The following is a 20,203-nucleotide window of genomic DNA, read 5'->3' as shown; positions in this document are numbered from 1 at the left end:
GGGATCAAGCACCTGTGGTCGCTGGCTATAGTCGGGTCAGGGGATTTTCAGGAATGGGGGAGGGCGCCGCGCTTCAACGGGCGGTGCCACGGGCAGGAGCCTGTTTCGACCAGGCGCTCGGGCCGTTTCTGAAAGGACTCACTGCCATAACAAAAAAGTACATGGAGTAGCGTCGATGACATCTGCAAACCCGTTCTGGCGCCGGGCTAAACTGCCTCTGGCCGTCAGCCTCGCTTCTACGCTCGCAAGTCCAGCTTTCGCGGTCAGCTTCAACATCGGGGAAATCGAAGGCCAGTTCGACTCGTCGCTCTCCGTCGGTGCCAGTTGGTCGACCGCCAACCCCAACAAGAACCTCATCGGTGCCAACAACGGCGGCAGGGGGCTGTCGCAGACCTCCGACGACGGCCACCTGAACTTCAAGAAGGGCGAGACCTTCTCGAAGATCTTCAAGGGTATCCATGACCTGGAGCTCAAGTACGGTGACACGGGCGTGTTCGTCCGTGGCAAGTACTGGTACGACTTCGAGCTCAAGGATGAAAACCGACAGTTCAAGGACATCAGCGATTCGGGCCGCAAGGAGGGCGCCAAGTCCTCGGGTGCGGAACTGCTCGACGCCTTCGTCTACCACAACTACAGCATCGCCGACTTGCCGGGCACCGTGCGCCTGGGCAAGCAGGTGGTGAGCTGGGGCGAAAGTACCTTCATCGGGGGCGGCATCAACTCGATCAACCCCATCGACGTGTCGGCGTTCCGCCGTCCGGGCGCGGAGATCAAGGAAGGCCTGATCCCCGTCAACATGTTCTACGTGTCGCAAAGCCTGACCGACAACCTGACCGCCGAAGGTTTCTACCAGATCGAATGGGACCAGACCGTCGTCGACAACTGCGGGACCTTCTTCTCCCAGCCCGACGTGATCGCCGATGGCTGCAACAACAACCTGGCGGTGCTGGCCAAGCAGGCCAACGTGGCGAGGAGCCTTTCCGCGCAGCTCGGCCCGTTCACCGGGTCGGCCATGAACGCGCTGGCCGGGCAGGGTGTCAGCTGGGGCTCGCCTGACGAGGGTGTGATCGTGCGTCGCGGCCCCGACCGTGATGCGCGTGACAGCGGCCAGTTCGGTGTGGCCTTGCGCTACATGTACGAGCCTCTGAACACCGAGTTCGGTGGCTACTTCATGAACTACCACAGCCGGGCGCCGATCTTCAGCGGTCGAGGGGCCGCAGCCGGCTTCTACAACCCGGCCAACCTGGCAGGCGCCCTGGCTCGCGCAGGGGTTCCGGCTGGTGCCGCAACCAACCCGGCCCTGCTTCAGGCGCTCATGCCGCTGTACGTGGCGGGCAACTCCAGCTACTACGTGGAGTACCCCGAGGACATCCGCCTCTACGGCCTGAGCTTCTCCACCACCCTGCCCACCGGCACTGCCTGGAGCGGTGAGATCAGCTATCGGCCGAATGCGCCGGTGCAGTTGAACACCACCGATATCCTGTATTCGGGCCTGACGCCGCTCGACCCCAACACGTCGGTCCTGAAAGGCACGCCGGACGCGGACCAGCCAGGTTACCGCCGCAAGGAGGTCACCCAGCTGCAGACCACGTTCACCCACTTCTTCGACCAGGTCATGGGCGCCGAGCGTCTGACCATGGTGGGCGAAATTGGCTGGACGCATGTCGGCGGGCTGGAAAGCTCCTCCAAGGCACGTTACGGCCGTGACCCGGTCTACGGTCCTGGCCCGCTGCCCAATGGCCGCTGCCAGAGCCTCAACGCCACCACGCTGGCAGGTGTCGAACAGAACAACCTGTCGCGCTACTGCGAAAGCGAAGGTTTCACTACCTCCGACTCCTGGGGTTATCGCGTTCGCGCCATCTGGGACTACAACAACGTCTTCGCCGGTGTGAACCTGCGCCCGAGCGTGGCCTGGTCCCATGACGTCGATGGTTATTCCCCAGGTCCCGGCGGCAACTTCGAGGAAGGCCGCAAGGCAGTCAGCCTGGGCCTGGACGCCGAGTACCAGAACACCTACACGGCGAGCCTGTCGTACACCAACTTCTTCGATGGCAAGTACACCACCGTGGATGACCGCGACTTCGTCGCCCTCAGCTTCGGCGTGAACTTCTAAGCACACTGATCCAGGACGACAACAGAATGAAAATGACCACACGTCTGCTGCAAGCCGGAGTACTGGGCATGTCCCTGCTGGCAACCAGCGTCATGGCTGCGGTTTCCGCCACCGAAGCGGCCAAGCTGGGCTCGACCCTGACCCCGATGGGCGCGGAAAAGGCCGGTAACGCCGATGGTTCCATCGGTCCATGGGAACCGCTTTCGAAGAGTGCCGGCAGTGTCGACGGCAAGGGTTTCCTCTCCGACCCCTACGGCAGTGACAAACCGCTGTTCACCATCACCGCGCAGAACGCCGAGCAGTACAAGGACAAGCTCTCGCCTGGCCAGCTGGCGATGCTCAAGCGCTATCCGGACACCTACAAGATCCCGGTGTACAAGACCCACCGTGGCGCCACCGTGCCGGACGACGTCTTCGCCGCCATCAAGGAGAACGCCACCAAGACCACGCTGGTCGCCGGCGGCAACGGCCTGGAGAACTTCCGTACCGCCGTTCCGTTCCCGATCCCCAAGGATGGCCTGGAGGTGATCTGGAACCACATCACCCGTTATCGCGGTGGCAGCGTGACCCGCCTGGTCACCCAGGCGACTCCCCAGCAGAACGGTTCGTACAGCCTGGTGTACTTCCAGGACCAGTTTGTTTTCCGCGACAAGATGAAGGACTACGATCCCTCCAATCCAGGCAACATCCTGTTCTACTTCAAGCAGGAAGTGACGGCGCCCGCGCGTCTGGCGGGTACCGTGCTGCTGGTCCATGAAACCCTCGACCAGGTCAAGGAGCCGCGCAAGGCGTGGATCTACAACGCCGGTCAGCGTCGTGTGCGCCAGGCACCACAGGTCTCGTACGACGGACCGGGTACCGCCGCCGACGGCTTGCGTACCTCCGATAACCTGGACATGTACAACGGTGCGCCGGATCGCTACGACTGGAAGCTCGAGGGCAAGAAGGAGATGTACATCGCCTCCAATGCCTTCAAGCTCGACGATCCGAAGCTCAAGTACTCCGACATCATCAAGGCCGGGCACATCAACCAGGACCTGTCGCGTTACGAGCTGCGCCGCGTCTGGCATGTGGTGGCCACGCTCAAGCCAGGCCAGCGTCATATCTACGCCAAGCGTGACTTCTACATCGACGAGGATACCTGGCAGGCAGCGGTGATCGATCAGTACGACGGCCGCAACCAGCTGTGGCGCGTGTCCGAGGCCCATGCCCAGCCGTACTACAACGTGCAGGTACCGTGGTACACCCTGGAAGCCATCTACGACCTGCAGTCGGGTCGCTACCTGGCCCTGGGCATGAAGAACGAAGAGAAGAGCGCCTACAACTTCGGCTTCAGTGCCAGCAAGGCCGAGTTCCAGCCAGCCGCGCTGCGTCAGGCAGGTGTACGTTGAGCTGATGAGCTGAAAGTCGCCAACTCCGTGTGATCCCCCAGAACGCCCCGGCTTGCCGGGGCGTTTCTGTTTGCCGATGGTGGCGGGCGCCATCAGCATTGTTTCTTTTTGTTGTAGTCTTTTTGGACTATTGCTGGCCGATCGTCTTCAAATGTGTTGCGTTTGCCGCTAGTCTCGCAACCATTCGTACCGCCGCATTATTCCAATCAGAACGAGCCGGCCATGACAGACCTGTCCCGTACGCATGGAGTTGCCAGCCAGGCCCTGGGCCTGTTGGATGGGCGCTTTTTCCGGCCGCCGCTGCCGGAAGCGCACGTTCCCCGTGCGCGCCTGTGCCAGCGCCTGCATACAGGGCTGGCCGGGCGTCTACTGCTGGTGAACGCGCCAGCGGGCTTCGGTAAAAGCTCACTGGCCATCGAGTTCTGCCAAGGCCTGCCTGCCCACTGGCGCAGTCTCTGGCTCGGCCTGAGCCAGCGTGACGCCGATCCCGGTCGTTTCCTGGAGCGGCTGCTCGAAGGCCTCCAGCAGTTCTGCCCGGCGCTGGGTGGGCAAGCACTCGGTCTGCTCAAGATGCGTCAGCGCCATCAGCCCTTCGCCTTCGAGGAATGGCTGGATGGCCTGCTCGATGAACTCACCCTGTATCTGCAACCCGACACGCCTCTGTTGCTGGTGCTCGATGACTACCATCTGGCCCAGGGGCCGGTGCTGGATCGTTGCCTGCAGTTCTTCCTCAATCATCTGCCCGCCGGATTGCTGCTGTTGGTCACCAGCCGCCAGCGACCGGACTGGCACCTGGCGCGCCTGCGCCTGTCGCGCCAGTTGGTCGAACTCAACGAGCAGGATTTGCGGCTCACCCCCGACGAAGCCCTGGCCGTGATCGGCCGGCAGCCCACCGGCTTGCGTGGCCAAGCCCTCGACAACCTGATCCAGCGTAGCGACGGATGGGTGGCAGGGTTGCGCTTCTGGCAGCTGGCGGCCAGCGAGGCGGGTGAAGACAACGCCTTGCCCCAGGCCTTGCACGGCGGCGAGGGCTTGATCCGGGACTACCTGCTCGAGGAGGTCATCGACATCCTCCCGGTCCCGGTGCAGGCGTTTCTCTATGACACGGCCTGCCAGGAGCGTTTCTGCGCCGAACTCTGCGACGCCTTGCGCGAGCGGCATGACAGTGCCGACATCCTGCGTTATCTCCAGGCCCACCAGGTCTTTCTCGTCCCGCTCGATGAGCACGGGCGCTGGTTCCGCTATCACCATCTTTTCTCCGACCTGCTGCGCAGCCGTCAGGCCAGTGAGCCCCTGGCGGGCCTGCACCTGCGAGCCTGCCGCTGGTTCGAGGGGCAGGGGTTGCTGGACGAAGCGGTGGAGCAGGCATTGCGGGCCGGGCACCTGGATGTGGCGGCCGACCTCGTGCAGAGCTTGTCCGAGGAACAGTTGCTGGCAGAACAGAACGTCGGCATGTTGCTGCGCTGGAAGATGGACCTGCCCGACAGCCTGCTGATCAGCACGCCACGGCTGATCGTGTTGTACAGCTGGGCCCTGGGTCTTGCCTGCCAGCTGGATGCCGCCGAGGAACTGGCGGCCTACCTGAGCCGCTTCCTGCCGGCGCCATCCGCTACCGCGCAAAAATCCATGCTGGCCCAGTGGCTTGCCCTGAGCGGTGTCATTGCCCGTGGCCGCGGCGATCGCGAGCGCACCCTGGCGTATTGCGGCGAAGCGCTGCAGAGCCTGCCGTGCAAGCGCTACGGGCAACGCCTGGTGTGTTTGTCGACGCTGTCCAACCTGGCGATCGCCGATGGCGACTTCTGGCGCGCCCGGGGCTGGAATCGCGAGGCCCTGGAGCTGGCGCAGCGGGTCGGCAATCCGTTGTTCGAGGCGCTGGCCCATTACGACCGGGCCAGGGTGCTGCATGCCCGCGGCGAAGTGCTGCGCGCCCTGGACGAGACGCGCCAGGGCTTGCTGCGCCTGCAGGGGCTCTCGGGCCAACGGCTTTATGCCGTGCGCGCCCGCCTCACGCTGTACGAAGGCTACCTGCTCGCCGCTCGCTTGCAGCCGGGCCAGGGCCGTGCCCGCTTGCGTGCGGGGCTGAGCGAGGCGCGCACCTGCCGCGATATCAGCGTGCTGATCGGGCACTGCGTGATCGCCTCGCTGGACGGGCGCGAGGGGCGTTTCGCCGAGGCATTCTCCGAACTGGCCGAGGCCGAGCGGCTGATGCATATCTGGGATGTGCCGCCGATCTTCTACCTGGCCATGATCACCCTGGTGAAATGTGAGCTGTGGCTGGCCCAAGGGCGCACGGACCTTGCCGAGTCGTGGTTGACCCGTCTGGGGCAGACGTACGGTGGCGAGCAGCCAGCGGCGGCGCCGGAGTTCCATCCCCTGCTGCCGTTGCACATCGAACTGCAACAGGCCTTGCTGGAGCGGGTGCTTGAACGGCCGAACGATGCCGAGGCGCGCTTGCGCGCACTCGTCGAACGCGGCCAGGCCAGTGGCGGCATGACGCTGACGGTCAGCGCCCTGTGTCAGTTGATCATGCTGCTGCTCGGTGAGGGGCGAGAGGACGAGGCCGGCAGACTCTTGCCCCAGGCGCTGGGCGCCGCGCAGGGCGGCGCGTTGCAAGCGTTTCAACGCCTGCTGGATGAGCAGCCGCACTGGCTGCGCGAGCAGCTTGCCCTGCGTGCAACCTGCCCGGTCCAGGCCGAGTTGCTGGCGCGTCTGCCGCAGGCAACCTCATCCACGGCAGTGATCGCCGACGCCCTGAGCGGCCGTGAACTGGCAGTGCTCGAGCTGATCGCTCAGGGCTGTTCGAACCAGCAGATCAGCGAGCAGCTGTTCATTTCCCTGCATACGGTCAAGACTCACGCCAGTCACATCAATAGCAAGCTGGGGGTCGAACGTCGCACCCAGGCGGTAGCCAAGGCCAAGTCTCTCGGGCTGCTGGCCTGAGCGCCCCACAGGTGTCAGGATGGTGGCTCTGCGCTATCATCTGGTGCTGATGCTTGCGCACTCATCTTTCACGAGCCACTGCCGATACAAGATTCGGCGGTATGCATCGCCACTTCCCACTTCTCTCGATACAGGTCGTGTTGATGCTGCAGTACGGGCAAAAAAGCTTTCTGATCGTCGACGACTTCACCGACTTTCGCACGTCGACCCGCTCGATGCTCCGCGAGTTGGGCGCGCGCGACGTGGACACCGCCGACAGCGGCGAGCAGGCGCTGCGCATGTGCGGGCAGAAGCGCTATGACTTCATCCTCCAGGACTTTCACCTGGGGGATGGCAAGAAGAACGGCCAGCAAGTGCTCGAGGACCTGATCCTCGACAAGCTGATCAGTCACGAATGCGTGTTCATCATGGTCACGGCCGAAAGCAGCCAGTCCATCGTGCTCAGTGCCATCGAGCACGAGCCCGACGCCTATCTGACCAAGCCTTTCAACCGTGTCGGCCTGGCCCAGCGCCTTGAGAAGCTGACCCAGCGCAAGATCTTGCTCAAGCCTATCCTTCAGGCGCTCGACCGTGGGCGGCCCGCCGAGGTATTGGCGGCTTGCGCCGAGCTGTGCAAGAAGGATCCGCGCTTCGCGCCCCTGTGCCTGCGCTATCGTGCCGATGCATTGCGCGATCTCAAACGTTTCGAAGAGCTGGAGAAGTTCCTCAAGAACATCCTCGCCAGCCGTCCTCAGCCTTGGGTCTACGCAGCGCTGGGCAACCTGCTGCACAAGCGTGGCCAGCATGCCCAGGCGCAAGGGGTATACGAACAGGCGCTCAAGGCGTTCCCCATCATGCCCAACCTGTATGACGGCATGGCCGAAGTGCTGGTGGCCCAGGGGGAGACCAAGCGTGCCCAGCACATGCTCGAGGAAGCGGTGCGCCTTTCGCCCCTGGCCGTCCGTCGGCAGGCCGCGCTGGGCAAGCTGGCGCTGGACAACGCCGATTTTGAAAGTGCTTCCAAGGCCTACCGCCACGCGGTGAACCAGGGGCAAAGCTCGCGTTACAAGGATGCCGAAAGCAACCTGGGGCTGGTCCAGGCGCTGATGAACAAGAACGTTGGCAATGGTCTTGACGCCCGCACACGGGTCGAGATCAACACGGTGCTCAGCGAGGTGGCCAAGGAAAATGTCGAGGACCAGGGCCTGCAGGTACGCGCCCGCTTGATGAAGGCGGCCAGCCTGCAACAGGCCGGTGATCCTGAGACCGCGGCCAAGCTCACCGAGCAGGCGATGTTGCGCCTGGAGAAGATGGACCAGTTCTTCTCCGTGGAAGCGGCCTTGACGGTGGCCAGGCAGTTGCAGCAGCTCGGTCAGGACGCCGCGGGCACTTCGATCCTGAAAGGCTGCGTGGAAACCTACGGCGACGATCCCAAGGTCATGCAGAACGTGGCCAAGCTCACCGATGACCCAGTGGTGCTCGGTGCGGTGACCGAAGCCGTGGACCTCAACCGTCAGGGCGTGCGCAGCTACCAGGGGGGGCAGCTCAACGAGGCGCTGGGCATGTTCCGCAAGGCCTTGTCGTTGCAGCCGAGGAACATCAGCATCGCCTTGAACACCGCCCAGGCGTTGTTGCGCATCGGTGGCGAAGCACCGCCGCCGGCGCTGATGCAGGAGTGCCGCGACTGCCTCACCAGCGTGGCCGGTATCCCCACCAGTGATAGCCGTTACGACCGTTATCGCAAACTGCACATCCGGGTTTTCGGCGCATGAACCAGGACAACCAGGGGCTGGATTTCTCCACGGTGATCGCCTCCACCGTGCACGACCTGAAGAACTCCCTGTCGACGCTCACTCATGCGCACAGCCAGTGGCTGGCGCGTCTGCCCGCAGAGTTGCGTGGCGGTACCGAGCAGGGTGTGGTGGAGCATGAGCTCAGCCACCTCAACGGCATGCTCGTGCAGCTGCTGGGCTTGTACAAGCTTGGCGTCAACCAGTTGCCCATCTGCCCGGACTATCACGAACTCGATGACTTCATCGAGGCCCAGCTCGCAGCCCAGGAAGATGTCATCAGGCATCGCGACATCCTCGCCACCTGGCGTATCGACACCGAAAGCCCGCTGGGCTTCTTCGACCGTGAGCTGGTCGCGTCGGTGGTGGCCAATGTGCTTACCAACGCCATTCGCTATGCCGGCCATGCCTTGCTGATCAGCATCGAGGAAGAGGGCGAGCAGTTGGTGATCAGCGTCAACGATGATGGCGCGGGTTATCCACAGCGCATGCTCGAGCGTCAGCATGACTACGTGCAGGGCATCGATCCGCAGAGCGGCAGTACCGGGCTGGGGTTGTACTTTGCCGCGCGGATCGCCGCGCTGCATGAGCGCAATGGGGTACACGGGCGGATCGAGATCGCCAATGGCGGAACACTGGGGGGCGGGTTGTTCCGGTTGTATCTACCTTGAGGGCGGAGGCTGTTGCCGAGGTAGTTGCCGAAGCTGTATTACTGTCTGCATCAGCCTGTGTTCAAACCCTACTCGATTAACTGACCGCATCCTCTTTCATGGAAAACACCTCGGTAGCTCTCATCCGCGAAACCTTCCCCGTCGGCCCGCTGCAGTGCAACTGCACCCTCATTGGCGACCCCGTCAGCAAGAAGGCCATCGTCGTCGACCCGGGCGGCGACGAGCAGAAGATCCTGGCCCGCCTGCAACACCACGGCCTGACCCTGGTGAGCATCATCCACACCCACGCCCACTTCGATCACTTTCTCGCCTCGGGCAAGCTCAAGGAACTGACCGGCGCCACGTTGCACCTGCACAAGGCCGACCAGCCCCTGTGGGAGAACCTGGAGATGCAGTGCCAGATGTTCGGCATGCCCTACACCCCGGTGCCGTCGCCGGACCGCTGGCTGAGCGACGACGAGGCGCTGGCCTGCGGTTGTGGCGTGGCGCTGCACACCCCGGGGCATTCGCCAGGATCGATGAGCTTCTGGTTCGCCGAACACAAGCTGCTGATCGCCGGCGATACGTTGTTCCGCCGTGGCGTTGGGCGTACCGATTTGTGGGGAGGCGATCAGCGGACTATCGTTCGTTCCATCAAGGAGCGGCTGTACCGCCTGGATGAGGATGCCATCGTGGTGACCGGCCATGGTCCGGAAACCCGCCTCGGCGACGAGATGCGCGAAAACCCCTTTGTGCGCGCCTGAGGTTTCATGGAATTTTTCCGCTGCGCTGCAATCCAAGACTGGCACAGATCCGTGTGTGATCCGCTGCACTTTTGAATTTCAGTAGGAGCTTGTCCATGTTCACCATGCGTCGTCTGATTATCGTCGCTACCGCCGCTGCCCTGATGTCCGGTTGTGCCAGCCCCAACCCTTATGACAACCAAGGCCAGGCGCAGGGCTCCACAGGGATGAGCAAGACCGCCAAGTACGGTGGCCTGGGCGCGCTGGCCGGCGCCATCGCCGGTGCCGCCATCGACCACAACAACCGTGGCAAGGGCGCGCTGATCGGCGCCGCCGCGGTGGGTGCCGCCGCCGCTGGCTATGGTTACTACGCCGACAAGCAGGAAGCCGAACTGCGGGCGCAGATGGCCAATACCGGTGTGGAAGTGCAGCGCCAGGGCGACCAGATCAAGCTGATCATGCCGGGCAACATCACCTTCGCCACCGACTCGGCGAACATCGCCCCAAGCTTCTACTCGCCACTGAACAACCTGGCCGGTTCGTTCAAGCAGTTCAACCAGAACACCATCGAAGTGGTCGGCTTCACCGACAGCACCGGCAGCCGTCAGCACAACATGGACCTGTCGCAGCGCCGTGCCCAGGCGGTCAGCACCTACCTGACCTCGCAGGGCGTCGACGCATCGCGGGTCAGTGTGCGTGGCATGGGCCCGGACCAACCGATCGCCAGCAACGCCGACGCCAATGGGCGTGCGCAGAACCGTCGTGTCGAGGTCAATCTCAAGCCGATTCCAGGTCAGCAGTATGACCAGCAGGGGACAGTTCAGCAGTACCCCTGAGTCTTTGCTGCTGCGAAGAACGGCAAGCCCGCTCCCACAGGTACAGTGCGAACCTCAAGGAATGCACGAACCCTGTGGGAGCGGGCTTGCCCGCGATGGGCCCCAGAGCGGCCCCAGCTGGTCTGACCGACAAGGCATGAAGCAGCGCCTATGCGACCTGGCGGCGCTTCCAGAAAGGCTGGTCGGCATAACGTGATTCGACGCCGTAGTAGCCCCGTTTCATTGCCTGATACTCCGTGACATGCCGTTGGATATCGATGCGATAGGCCTGGGACTGCTCTGTCTCATGGCTGGCGTCGGCGAGACTGATGGCGGCCAGCCGGGCGCTCTGGATCCCCGTGCTCAAGGCGTAGCCGATGCCCATCGACGATAGCGGGTCGAATGCCGCCACGGCATCGCCCGCCGCTGCCCAGCCGTTGCCGCAACAGGGCACGAGTTGCTGCGAATGGGCTGGCCAGACACGCAGGTTACCCTCGATCTGCCGCTCGCCCAGGCGTGCACGAGTGTGCGGGGCCTGGGCGAGTGCCGTGCGCCAGAAGTGTTCACGGTCATCATGCGAGGCCTGGAGCAGGTCGGCGTCGGTCATCAGCACGGCGACCAGGCGCCCGTCCGGCACGGGGGCGCTGTACCACCAGCCCACCGCGACGGCCTCGACCAGTGAACAGCCCTCCACGACCGTGTCAGTGGCCGCGTGATACGCCGAAATGCCCACCAGGCGATCCTGCTGGACGCGGCTGGCGCCCACTGCCCGGGCCAGCCATGCGCTGCGCCCGGTGGCGTCGATCAGGTAGCGGCAGTGCACCTGCGGCGAGCCTTCCAGCCCGTCGACCCGCAACTTCCAGCTGTCGCCATCGCGCTCCACCTCACGTACCCGCACGCCTGTGAGCAATTGCGCGCCCATGCTGCGCGCGGCATTGGCCAATCCGGCGTCGAAGCGCGCGCGGTCCAGGTGCCAGCCGTGCCCGCGTCCGGTGAACAGAAAGTCCTGGGCGCGGACTTCGCTGTCGCCCCAGGCCGCGGTGAAGGCGAACGACTGGCTGAAGCCGGCCAGGCGGAAATGTTCGCCGACCCCGAGATAGTCGAGCAGTGGCAGGACACCGGGAGAGAGGGTCTCACCGACCTTCTCCCGCCCGTATTCCCGTTGTTCCAGCACCATCACCGAGTGACCGCTGTGGCGCCGCAGGGTGAGGGCGGCCGCGCTGCCGGCCGGCCCTCCCCCGACGACGACGACATCCACGGTCCTCGGCTGGTCAGCGAACAAGGTGCCCCCGGGCCGTGACGACCTGGCGTGCATCGATGCTGGGCAGTTTCTCGTCCGGCTTGAGATACCAGGTGTTGAAGAAGTTGCCGCTGGTACCGGCCAGCACGTACTCGGCCGGGCCGATGGCGAAGCTGGCCGCCACGAAGCGGTCGTTGTTGCGCTCGGTCTCGATGAAGTACGGGTACAGGTCGCGCAATGGCCCCTGGGCTTCATTGGTGATGAAGCCCAGGTAGTGCCAGGCCTGGATCATCTCGGTGTAGCCGTTGATCCCGCGGCTGTAGATCGATTGCATGCCGGCGGAGATGCCCGAGGCCTGCTGGGCGGCGGCGGTCATGTCGCCGGGGATGACGTTCCACGGGCTTTGTGGCGGCCACCAGTAGGCATAGTACGACGGCGCCTTCGGTACACCGTCATCCTTGTTGATCGCAGGGTCGGTGAAGTTCACGTTCTGCACCGTGCACTGGTAGAAGTCCGCCTGCCATGGAATGGCCATGCGCTTGGTCAGGTCGCCAGGCTCGCAGCCCTGGAACGGGCCTTCCGGATCGGTTTCGTTCTCGCTGGTGCTCAGGCCGTTGGCGTAGTAGTAGTCGCTGTCGTGGCGATGCCTGATCTGGTAGGGCTTGTCGTAGAGCGAGGGGCTGTAGAGGCTCCAGGTCACTTCGATGCCCGGGCACAGGGGGCCGCCCACGCAGTTGCCGATGCTCGCCTGGTCCAGCGCGCTGACGCCCGGCAGTGGCTTGGGCGGTTCCACGACGAACTGGCCGGCCGCCCATTGCCCCAGCAGGAAATACTGGGTACGGGTGAGGGTCAGGAACTTGTCCAGCAACTGGTTGCTGACCGAGTTCGAACCCGAGTTGAGCGGCATCAGTGGAATGCCGGACTTCTGGTCGAACAATTGCGCCTGGGCGCCGTCGGTGAAGCCATTGTCGCCGGGATTGCGGAACAGCGAGAAGTAGTCCTGGCGATACTTCAGGCTCGCCGATGAACTGTCCTTGGCGTCGAAGGGGGGCGGGGAAAAGCTGTTGAGCGAAGGGATCGCGGCGACCCAGCGGTAGCCGGCGGGGCGACGCAGGATCGGTTCGATGTCGCGTTCGTAGTTGGCGATGTAGCTCGTCTGGTATTGGCCGTTGCGATACAGCTCTGGCAGCAGGTTGAGCTCACGTACCGCCACGTCGAACACCAGGTCGTCGAGGGTGACGATGTTCTCCAGCTCCGGGGCGAACTTCGGCGAGCCAACGATGCACCAGGCAGTGAGTGTCTGCTCCGGCTGGTTGGTCAGCTTCAGGGTGCAGGTGACGGGGCCGTCGGAGACATCGTCATGCCAGGTGTCGGCGCCGGCGAAGCTGCTGATCGACTCGTTGCCACCGGCGTGGCCATGGCCGCCAAGCACCAGCAGGCGCCCCTTGGCATCGGTGCGCAGGGTGCCGAGGGTATTGATCTGCTGGCCCTGGGTGGCGTGTTTGGGAAACGAGCGGAAGCGGTAGTCGTTGCTGGTGTTCTCTTTGCAGAGCTCGACCTTGCTCTGGCGGCCGGACACGGGATAGGGGCCCGGGTCGATGATGAGTTGCTGGCGCTCGGTGGCGTCGGTGACGGTGGCGTTGCGCAGCGGAACACGGCGGGCTTTGTAGCTGTTGTGCCCACCCAGCAGCAGGTTGCCCTCCAGTTCGGCGAAGTTGTACCAGATCGCCTTCTTGTTGGCCAAGTGGACCGACCAGGTCATGGATTCGACATTCGGGCTGTCGAGGGTGAGCTCCGTGGCCGTGCCATCGTCGTCCACGGCGAAGATGCAGAATCGCGCGGCCTGGCGCTTGACGCTGCCATTGGCATCCTTGTAGCGGCTGACGTACACCGGTTGCTGCTGCGGATCGAGCGTCTGGTTGCCGTACCCGTCGCATTCCAGCGGCCGGCCGCCGAGCGTTTCCGGGGCCAGGTAGAAGCCGGTCTCACTGTTGCCCACCCGCGCAACCCCGATGCTGGGGCCTATGACGTATTTCATGACCACTCTCCTTGTCGTGCCTTCCTTCACTGTGCGATCACACCCGATCGCCTGGGTCTTGCGAGCTGACGCAAGCCTTCGCCGTGCCCGGTCGAGCCGGGACGGGCAGAGTTGGGGTCGGGATCAGTGGCAGGGGAGGGCCTGAGGCCGGATACAGTGGACACGCGTTCGTCGCATGCTGGATCGAACGCTGCGCTTCCTTGACGCCTGCTGTGATTGCATCCTGACAGCATTCAACGCTAGCTCCGGCCAAAGGGAAGTCAAATGACGTTGGTCGGCAGCCGACGAGGTGCGGGGGAACGGCCCCGGGAGCGTTCCGGCTAGGCCGTGATGCTGTTCACTTGGGTTGCTGGGGCTGCTCCCACAGGTGCCGCGCGAACGCCCAGAATTGCGCGGCCCTGTGGCAGCGGGCTTGCCCGCGAAGGGGCGCAAAGCGGCCCCAGTGAAGTATTACGGTCAGGCCGGCATTTTCCCGCCATGATGCGCCTGGATCGCGGTCAGCGCGATGGTGTGCACGATGTCCTCGACCTGCGCTGCGCGCGGCAGATCGTTCACCGGCTTGCGTAGCCCTTGCAGCATCGGCCCGAGGCTGACGCAGTCGGCGCTGCGCTGCACCGCCTTGTGGGTGGTGTTGCCGGTATTCAGATCGGGGAACACGAACACCGTGGCCCGTCCAGCCACTCGGCTGGCGGGCGCCAGCTGGCGAGCGATTTCCGGGTTGGCCGCGGCGTCGTACTGCAACGGGCCGTCGATCAGCAGGCCGTGCTCGGCTTCTTGCGCCAGGCGCGTGGCCTCGCGGACCTTTTCGACCTCCTCGTCGCTGGCCGCCGAATCACTGGAATAGCTGAGCATCGCCACCCGCGGCGCGATGCCGAACGCCTCGGCCGATTCAGCGCTCTGCCGGGCGATCTCGGCCAGCTCCGCGGCACTGGGGTGTGGGTTCATCACGCAGTCGCCATAGACCAGCACCTGGTCGGGGAACAGCATGAAGAACACCGACGACACCAGGCTGCTGCCCGGCGCGGTCTTGATCAACTGCAGGGCCGGACGGATGGTGTTGGCGGTGGAGTGCACCAGGCCCGAGACCAGGCCGTCGACCTCGCCGAGCGCCAGCATCATGGTGCCGATCACCACCGGGTCTTCCAGCTGCTGCTCGGCCATCGGCGCGTTGAGGTTCTTGCTCTTGCGCAGGTCGACCATGGGCTCGACATAGCGGCCACGGATCAACTCGGGATCGAGCACTTCCAGATCTGGTGGCAGGGTGATGCCTTGCGCCCGGGCCACCGCTTCGACCTCTTCGGGCTTGGCCAGCAACACGCAGCGGGCGATGCCGCGTGCCTGGCACAGCGCCGCCGCCTGTACCAGCAAAGGTTGCGCGCCTTCGGGCAGGACGATGCGCTTGTTGGCCTGTTGCGCGCGCTGGATCAGCTGGTAGCGGAACACCGCCGGCGACAGGCGCAGTTCCCGTGGCGTGCCGCAGCGCTGGTGCAACCAGGCAGCGTCGAGATGGCTGGCGACGAAGTCGGTGATGAACTCGGCGCGTTCGCGGTCGTCCACCGGGATCTCGCGGTTGAGCGAGTTGAGCTGGTTGGCGGTGTCGAAGGAGCCGGTGCTTACCGACAGGATCGGCAGGCCGGCCTGCAGGGCCCCGCGGCACAGTTCGAGGATACGCGGGTCGGGCTTGCTGTCGCTGGTCAGCAACAGGCCGGCCAGGGGCACGCCGTTGATCGCGGCCATGCACACGGCGAGGATGATGTCGTCGCGATCGCCGGGGGTCACCACCAAGGTGCCGGAGGTGAGCAGCGGCACGGTGTTGGCCACGGTGCGGGCGCAGATGATGATCTTGCTCATGCGTCGCTGGTCATAGTCGCCGGCGTTGAGGACCTGGGCGCCGAGCAGTTCGGCCACGTCACGGGTGCGCGGCGCGTTGAGCTCGGCCTGCCAGGGGATGCAGCCGAGCAGGCGGAAGTCGTTGCCGCGCAGCAGCGGCGAATGCTCGCGCAGGCGCGTGGCGAAGTCGGCCATGCTTTCGTCGGTGCGCACTTTGTTGAGGATCACCCCCAGCACCTTCGGGTCGCGCGGACCACCGAACAGTTGCGCCTGCAATTCGACACGGCCGGACAGCTCGCTCAGCACCTCGTTCTCCGGCGCCGACACCAGAATCACCTCGGCGTCGAGGCTCTTGGCCAGGTGCAGGTTGACTCGCGCGGCATAGCTGGCGTGGCGGGTCGGCACCATGCCCTCGACCACCACCACGTCCTTGCCGACACAGGCTTGCTGGTACAGACGGATGATTTCCTCGAGCAGTTCGTCGAGCTGACCGTCACCGAGCATGCGTTCGACCTGGCCCAGGCTCAGGGGCGTGGGCGGCTTGATGCCGTGGGTGCGGGCGACCAGCTCACTGGAGCGTTCCGGGCCGGTGTCGCCGGGGTGGGGCTGGGCGATCGGCTTGAAGAAGCCGACCTTCAGCCCGGCGCGCTCCAGGGTACGAACCAGGCCCAGGCTGATGGATGTCAGGCCGACCCCGAAGTCGGTCGGCGCGATGAAAAATGTCTGCATGCGTGCTTCTCGAAATAAGCGGAGCAAGGAGTTCAGCGGCCAAGGGTAGCGCTAACGGTACCCTGCGCGCACCAGCCACAGGCGAACGCCTGGCCGATACGCCGTGCGCGCTCATCGGGATCGAGCACCCACGGCCTGGCCTGCCACGGTGGCTGGTGGCGCAGGTGCTGGGTATGACCGCACGACAGCTCGACCACCCAATGGCCTTCTTCATCCTGGTGGAAACCGTCGATCCGACTGATGGGCCGTCTCTCGTCCGTGCCGCGTTCGCAATCACGCGGAGCCTTGGTTACACTTGTCCGCTCTACATTCTTTTGCAAAAGGTCTCGCCCCATGCTGATCGCCGCCAACAAGGCTGTCTCCATCGACTATACCCTCACCAACGACGCTGGTGAGGTCATCGACAGCTCCGCCGGTGGTGCGCCGCTGGTGTACCTGCACGGTGCCGGCAACATCATCCCAGGCCTGGAAAAGGCCCTGGAAGGCAAGCAGGCCGGTGACGAGCTGACCGTGGCCATCGAGCCGGAAGAAGCCTACGGCGAATACTCGGCCGAACTGGTCAGCACCCTGAGCAGCAAGATGTTCGAAGGCGTCGACCAGCTGGAAGTGGGCATGCAGTTCCACGCTTCGGCGCCGGACGGCCAGATGCAGATCGTCACCATCCGCGACATCGACGGCGACGACGTAACCGTCGACGGCAACCACCCGCTGGCCGGTCAACGCCTGAACTTCAAGGTCAAGGTAGTCGACGTACGTGACGCCAGCGAAGAAGAGATCGCTCACCGTCACATCCACGGCGAAGGTGGTCATCACCACTGATTTTCTGCGCTAAGCTCAGAGAGTCGCCAGGCGCTCGGGCAAGCCGGACTTGCCCTCCTCGGGAGGGTGGACGGTTTGGCCGCGCGCCTTTTTAGTGGGCGGGATTCGCCCCAGCGGCAATCGGGATCCTGAGAGGGGAATCAACATGAGTGCATTTCACGACCTGACGTTGAAGGCGCTGAACGGCGAGGATCTGCCCCTTGCTCCGTTCAAGGGCCAGGTAGTGCTGGTGGTCAATGTCGCCTCCAAGTGCGGCCTGACACCGCAATACGCGTCACTGGAAAAGCTGCATCAGCAGTTCAAGGGCCAGGGGTTCAATGTGCTGGGCCTGCCTTGCAACCAGTTCGCCGGCCAGGAACCTGGCAGCGAGAAGGACATACAGGAATTCTGCAGCCTCAACTACGGTGTCAGCTTTCCGTTGGGGGCCAAGCTGGAAGTCAACGGCCCGCAACGCCACTCGCTGTACCGCCTGCTGGCGGGCGAGGGGGCTGAGTTCCCTGGCGATATCACCTGGAACTTCGAGAAGTTCCTGGTCGGCAAGGATGGCCGCGTGCTGGCGCGTTTCGCGCCGCGTACCGCGCCGGACGATCCGAGCGTGCTGCAGGCGATCGAGAAAGCGCTGGCCTGAACGTCTGCAGGGGCGGCCTCGTGTCGCGATGGGCTGCACAGCAGCCCCCTGCAGCCCCTGCGATACTGCGCAATCACTCCAATCAATAATGCTGTGCCCGCCAGCAGGCTACCCCTAATCTCAGGCGCATTTCCTCACCTGTCGGGAGCGCCGCATGTCCAGCAACCCTCTGTTCCAGCCTTTCACCCTCGGCTCCCTCGACTTGCCGACCCGCGTGGTCATGGCGCCGATGACCCGCACCTTCTGCCCCGGCGGTGTGCCCCATGACGGCGTGGTCGAGTACTACCGCCGGCGCGCCGCGGCCGGTGTCGGCCTGATCATCAGCGAAGGCACCACGGTCGGCCACAAGGCTGCCAACGGTTATCCCAACGTGCCGCGCTTCCATGGCGAAGACGCCCTGGCCGGCTGGAAGCGTGTGGTCGACGCCGTGCACGCCGAAGGCGGGCGCATCGTCCCGCAGTTGTGGCATGTGGGCAGCGTGCGGCGCCTGGGTACCGAGCCGGACGGCGAGGTGCCGGGCTACGGCCCGAGCGGCAAGGAAAAGGACGGCAAGGTGCTGATCCAGGGCATGAGCCGGGACGATATCCGCGAAGTGATCGCCGCCTTCGCCCAGGCCGCGCGCGATGCCCAGGCCATCGGCATGGACGGCGTGGAGATCCACGGCGCCCACGGCTACCTGATCGACCAGTTCTTCTGGGAGGCCAGCAACCGCCGCGACGATGAATACGGTGGCGATCTGGCCGGACGTTCGCGTTTCGCCATCGAATTGATCCAGGCGGTGCGCCAGGCCGTCGGCCCGGACTTCCCGATCATCCTGCGGTTTTCGCAATGGAAACAGCAGGACTACAGTGCGCGCCTGGTGGAAAGCCCCGAGGCCCTGGCGGCGTTCCTCGAGCCTTTGTCCGAGGCGGGTGTGGACATTTTCCACTGCTCCACTCGTCGCTTCTGGGAGCCGGAGTTCGATGGCAGCGATCTGAACCTGGCCGGCTGGACCCGTCAACTGACCGGCAAACCGACCATTACCGTGGGCAGCGTGGGGCTGGACGGCGAGTTCCTGCAGTTCATGGTCGCCACCGACAAGGTGGCCAAGCCTGCCAGCCTCGAGAACCTGCTGCGTCGGCTGCAGGACGAAGAGTTCGACCTGGTGGCCGTGGGGCGCGCTCTGCTGGTGGATGCCCAGTGGGCACAAAAAGTGCGCGACGGGCGTGAAGCGGATGTGCTGCCGTTCAGCCGCGAGGCGCTGACGACCCTGGTTTGATCGCCAGGGCTGTCGAAGGCGCCTGGGCGCGGCTGCTTTCCTGGCCTCGACAGGCGCCATACAGATACCCTTCGAACTGCTCGACGATCGCGGGCCAGCCCTGGCGGCTGGCGTGCTGCCGAGCGTTCAGGCGCACGCTGCGCAGGGTCTCGCATTCTTCCAGCAGCCAGCAGGCCGCATCGATGAATGCCGGCTGATCGCCCGGCATGGCCAGGGCGCCATTGTGGCCATGGCGGATATGCTGGGCCGCGGCGGCCTCATCGTAGGCGACCACGGCCAGGCCCGAGGCCATGGCCTCCAGCACCACGTTGCCGAAGGTCTCGGTCAGGCTCGGAAACAGGAACAGGTCGCCACTGGCATAGTGCTCGGCCAGCACCTCGCCGCGCTGCGCGCCACAGAACACGGCATCGGGCAGTTGCTGTTCGAGCTGGGCGCGCAGCGGGCCATCACCGACCACCACCAGACGCAGACGCCTTTGTGGATAACTTTTCTGCAGTGCTTCCAGGCACGGGCGCAGCAGGGCCAGGTTCTTTTCTGCCGCCAGGCGGCCGACATGCAGCACGGCGATGTCATCGGCGCCCAGCCCCCACTGTTCACGCAGCGCTTGGCTACGGCGGGCCGGGTTGAACAGGCCGGCATCGACGCCACGCGCCATCAGCCCCAGCCGTTCGAAGCCACGGCGTTCCAGTTCCAGGCGCTGACTGACGCTGGGCACCAGGGTGATGGCCGTGCGCCGGTGAAACCAGCGCAGGTAGTGGGTGAGCATCCGCGACAGCAGGCCCAGGCCGTACTGTCCCGAGTATTGCGGGAAGTTGGTGTGAAAACCGCTGACCACCGCCACCCCGAGACGTCGGGCCGCGCGCAGGGCGCTCAAGCCCAGCGGGCCTTCGGTGGCGATGTACAGCACATCCGGGCGCTGTCGGCGCCAGCGACGCCACAGCTTGTGCATCGACACTTCGCCCCATTGCAGCCCGGGATAGCCTGGCAATGGCCAGCCGCGACACAGCAGCACTGCGTCCTGGCTGTCGCTCGCGTCGTCGGCGGCCTGGCGCGGGCGCACCAGTTCTACCTGATGACCGCGTTGACGCAGCCCTTCGCTGAGACGGCCGAGGGTGTTGGCCACGCCGTTGATTTCGGGTGGAAAGGTTTCGCTGACCAGGGTGATACGCAAGGACGGTGTGCTCATGACGAAAAGTTTCCGCCGCCCCCGTTGCGCTCATGTGACGGCTTTATGACGTGC

The 20,203-nt window shown here is 64.6% G+C and carries 15 protein-coding genes; 10 read left to right on the top strand and 5 right to left on the bottom strand.

The annotated features are described in order from the left end of the window. Positions 1-175: 175 nt before the first annotated feature. The 7 genes from N7422_RS13815 (at position 176) to N7422_RS13785 (ending at position 10,442) form a co-directional block, all read left to right on the top strand. Positions 176-2,113: a DUF1302 domain-containing protein gene (locus N7422_RS13815; protein ID WP_279807061.1), complete on the top strand. Its 1,938-nt coding sequence runs from the start codon at positions 176-178 to the stop codon at positions 2,111-2,113. 26 nt (positions 2,114-2,139) lie between these two features. Beyond that, the gene (locus tag N7422_RS13810; protein ID WP_279807060.1) at positions 2,140-3,504 is read left to right on the top strand and encodes a DUF1329 domain-containing protein; all 1,365 of its coding nucleotides are present in this window, start codon (positions 2,140-2,142) and stop codon (positions 3,502-3,504) included. 222 nt (positions 3,505-3,726) lie between these two features. Continuing rightward, a complete protein-coding gene (locus tag N7422_RS13805) occupies positions 3,727-6,444 on the top strand; it encodes a LuxR C-terminal-related transcriptional regulator (protein ID WP_279807059.1) in 2,718 nt (905 codons plus the stop codon). Between the two features lie 143 nt (positions 6,445-6,587). Then, positions 6,588-8,195 (top strand): tetratricopeptide repeat-containing response regulator, encoded by a 1,608-nt coding sequence (locus tag N7422_RS13800; RefSeq protein WP_279807087.1) that lies wholly within the window; start codon positions 6,588-6,590, stop codon positions 8,193-8,195. Continuing rightward, on the top strand, positions 8,192-8,884 hold the full coding sequence (locus N7422_RS13795; protein ID WP_279807058.1) for a HAMP domain-containing sensor histidine kinase: 693 nt from the start codon (positions 8,192-8,194) through the stop codon (positions 8,882-8,884). The genes N7422_RS13800 and N7422_RS13795 overlap by 4 nt, the downstream gene beginning before the upstream one ends. A gap of 98 nt (positions 8,885-8,982) precedes the next feature. After that, the gene (locus N7422_RS13790) at positions 8,983-9,627 is read left to right on the top strand and encodes an MBL fold metallo-hydrolase (RefSeq protein WP_279807057.1); all 645 of its coding nucleotides are present in this window, start codon (positions 8,983-8,985) and stop codon (positions 9,625-9,627) included. Between the two features lie 95 nt (positions 9,628-9,722). Beyond that, the gene (locus N7422_RS13785) at positions 9,723-10,442 is read left to right on the top strand and encodes an OmpA family protein (RefSeq protein WP_279807056.1); all 720 of its coding nucleotides are present in this window, start codon (positions 9,723-9,725) and stop codon (positions 10,440-10,442) included. A gap of 148 nt (positions 10,443-10,590) precedes the next feature. Here N7422_RS13785 and N7422_RS13780 read toward each other — a convergent pair whose 3' ends face one another. The 4 genes from N7422_RS13780 to N7422_RS13765 all read right to left on the bottom strand — a co-directional run bounded on the left by N7422_RS13780 (position 10,591) and on the right by N7422_RS13765 (position 16,593). Next, the gene (locus N7422_RS13780; protein WP_279807055.1) at positions 10,591-11,679 is read right to left on the bottom strand and encodes an FAD-dependent oxidoreductase; all 1,089 of its coding nucleotides are present in this window, start codon (positions 11,677-11,679) and stop codon (positions 10,591-10,593) included. Positions 11,680-11,692: 13 nt separating this feature from the next. Further along, positions 11,693-13,699 carry a CTQ-dependent lysine 6-oxidase LodA gene (gene lodA / locus N7422_RS13775; protein ID WP_279807054.1) on the bottom strand — a complete coding sequence of 669 codons (2,007 nt, stop codon included), beginning with the start codon at positions 13,697-13,699 and terminating at the stop codon, positions 11,693-11,695. Between the two features lie 456 nt (positions 13,700-14,155). Then, positions 14,156-16,258 carry a phosphate acetyltransferase gene (gene pta / locus N7422_RS13770; protein WP_279807053.1) on the bottom strand — a complete coding sequence of 701 codons (2,103 nt, stop codon included), beginning with the start codon at positions 16,256-16,258 and terminating at the stop codon, positions 14,156-14,158. Between the two features lie 32 nt (positions 16,259-16,290). Next, positions 16,291-16,593 carry a DUF3565 domain-containing protein gene (locus N7422_RS13765; RefSeq protein ID WP_279807052.1) on the bottom strand — a complete coding sequence of 101 codons (303 nt, stop codon included), beginning with the start codon at positions 16,591-16,593 and terminating at the stop codon, positions 16,291-16,293. On the opposite strand from N7422_RS13765, the gene N7422_RS13760 reads away from it, so the two are divergent. From N7422_RS13760 to N7422_RS13750, 3 genes are all read left to right on the top strand, one after another. Beyond that, a complete protein-coding gene (locus N7422_RS13760; RefSeq protein ID WP_023630340.1) occupies positions 16,592-17,077 on the top strand; it encodes a peptidylprolyl isomerase in 486 nt (161 codons plus the stop codon). The two genes, N7422_RS13765 and N7422_RS13760, sit on opposite strands and share 2 nt — an antisense overlap. Positions 17,078-17,222: 145 nt before the next feature. Next, positions 17,223-17,705 (top strand): glutathione peroxidase, encoded by a 483-nt coding sequence (locus N7422_RS13755; protein ID WP_279807051.1) that lies wholly within the window; start codon positions 17,223-17,225, stop codon positions 17,703-17,705. 154 nt (positions 17,706-17,859) lie between these two features. Then, positions 17,860-18,963 carry an NADH:flavin oxidoreductase gene (locus N7422_RS13750; RefSeq protein ID WP_279807050.1) on the top strand — a complete coding sequence of 368 codons (1,104 nt, stop codon included), beginning with the start codon at positions 17,860-17,862 and terminating at the stop codon, positions 18,961-18,963. Here the strand turns inward: N7422_RS13750 and N7422_RS13745 are convergent. Beyond that, a complete protein-coding gene (locus tag N7422_RS13745; RefSeq protein ID WP_279807049.1) occupies positions 18,932-20,149 on the bottom strand; it encodes a glycosyltransferase family 1 protein in 1,218 nt (405 codons plus the stop codon). The two genes, N7422_RS13750 and N7422_RS13745, sit on opposite strands and share 32 nt — an antisense overlap. Positions 20,150-20,203 lie beyond the last annotated feature (54 nt).

Origin of the sequence: Pseudomonas sp. GD04091 (assembly GCF_029836165.1) — a bacterium.
GTDB lineage: Bacteria > Pseudomonadota > Gammaproteobacteria > Pseudomonadales > Pseudomonadaceae > Aquipseudomonas.
This window is presented reverse-complemented; position numbering and strand designations above follow the sequence as displayed.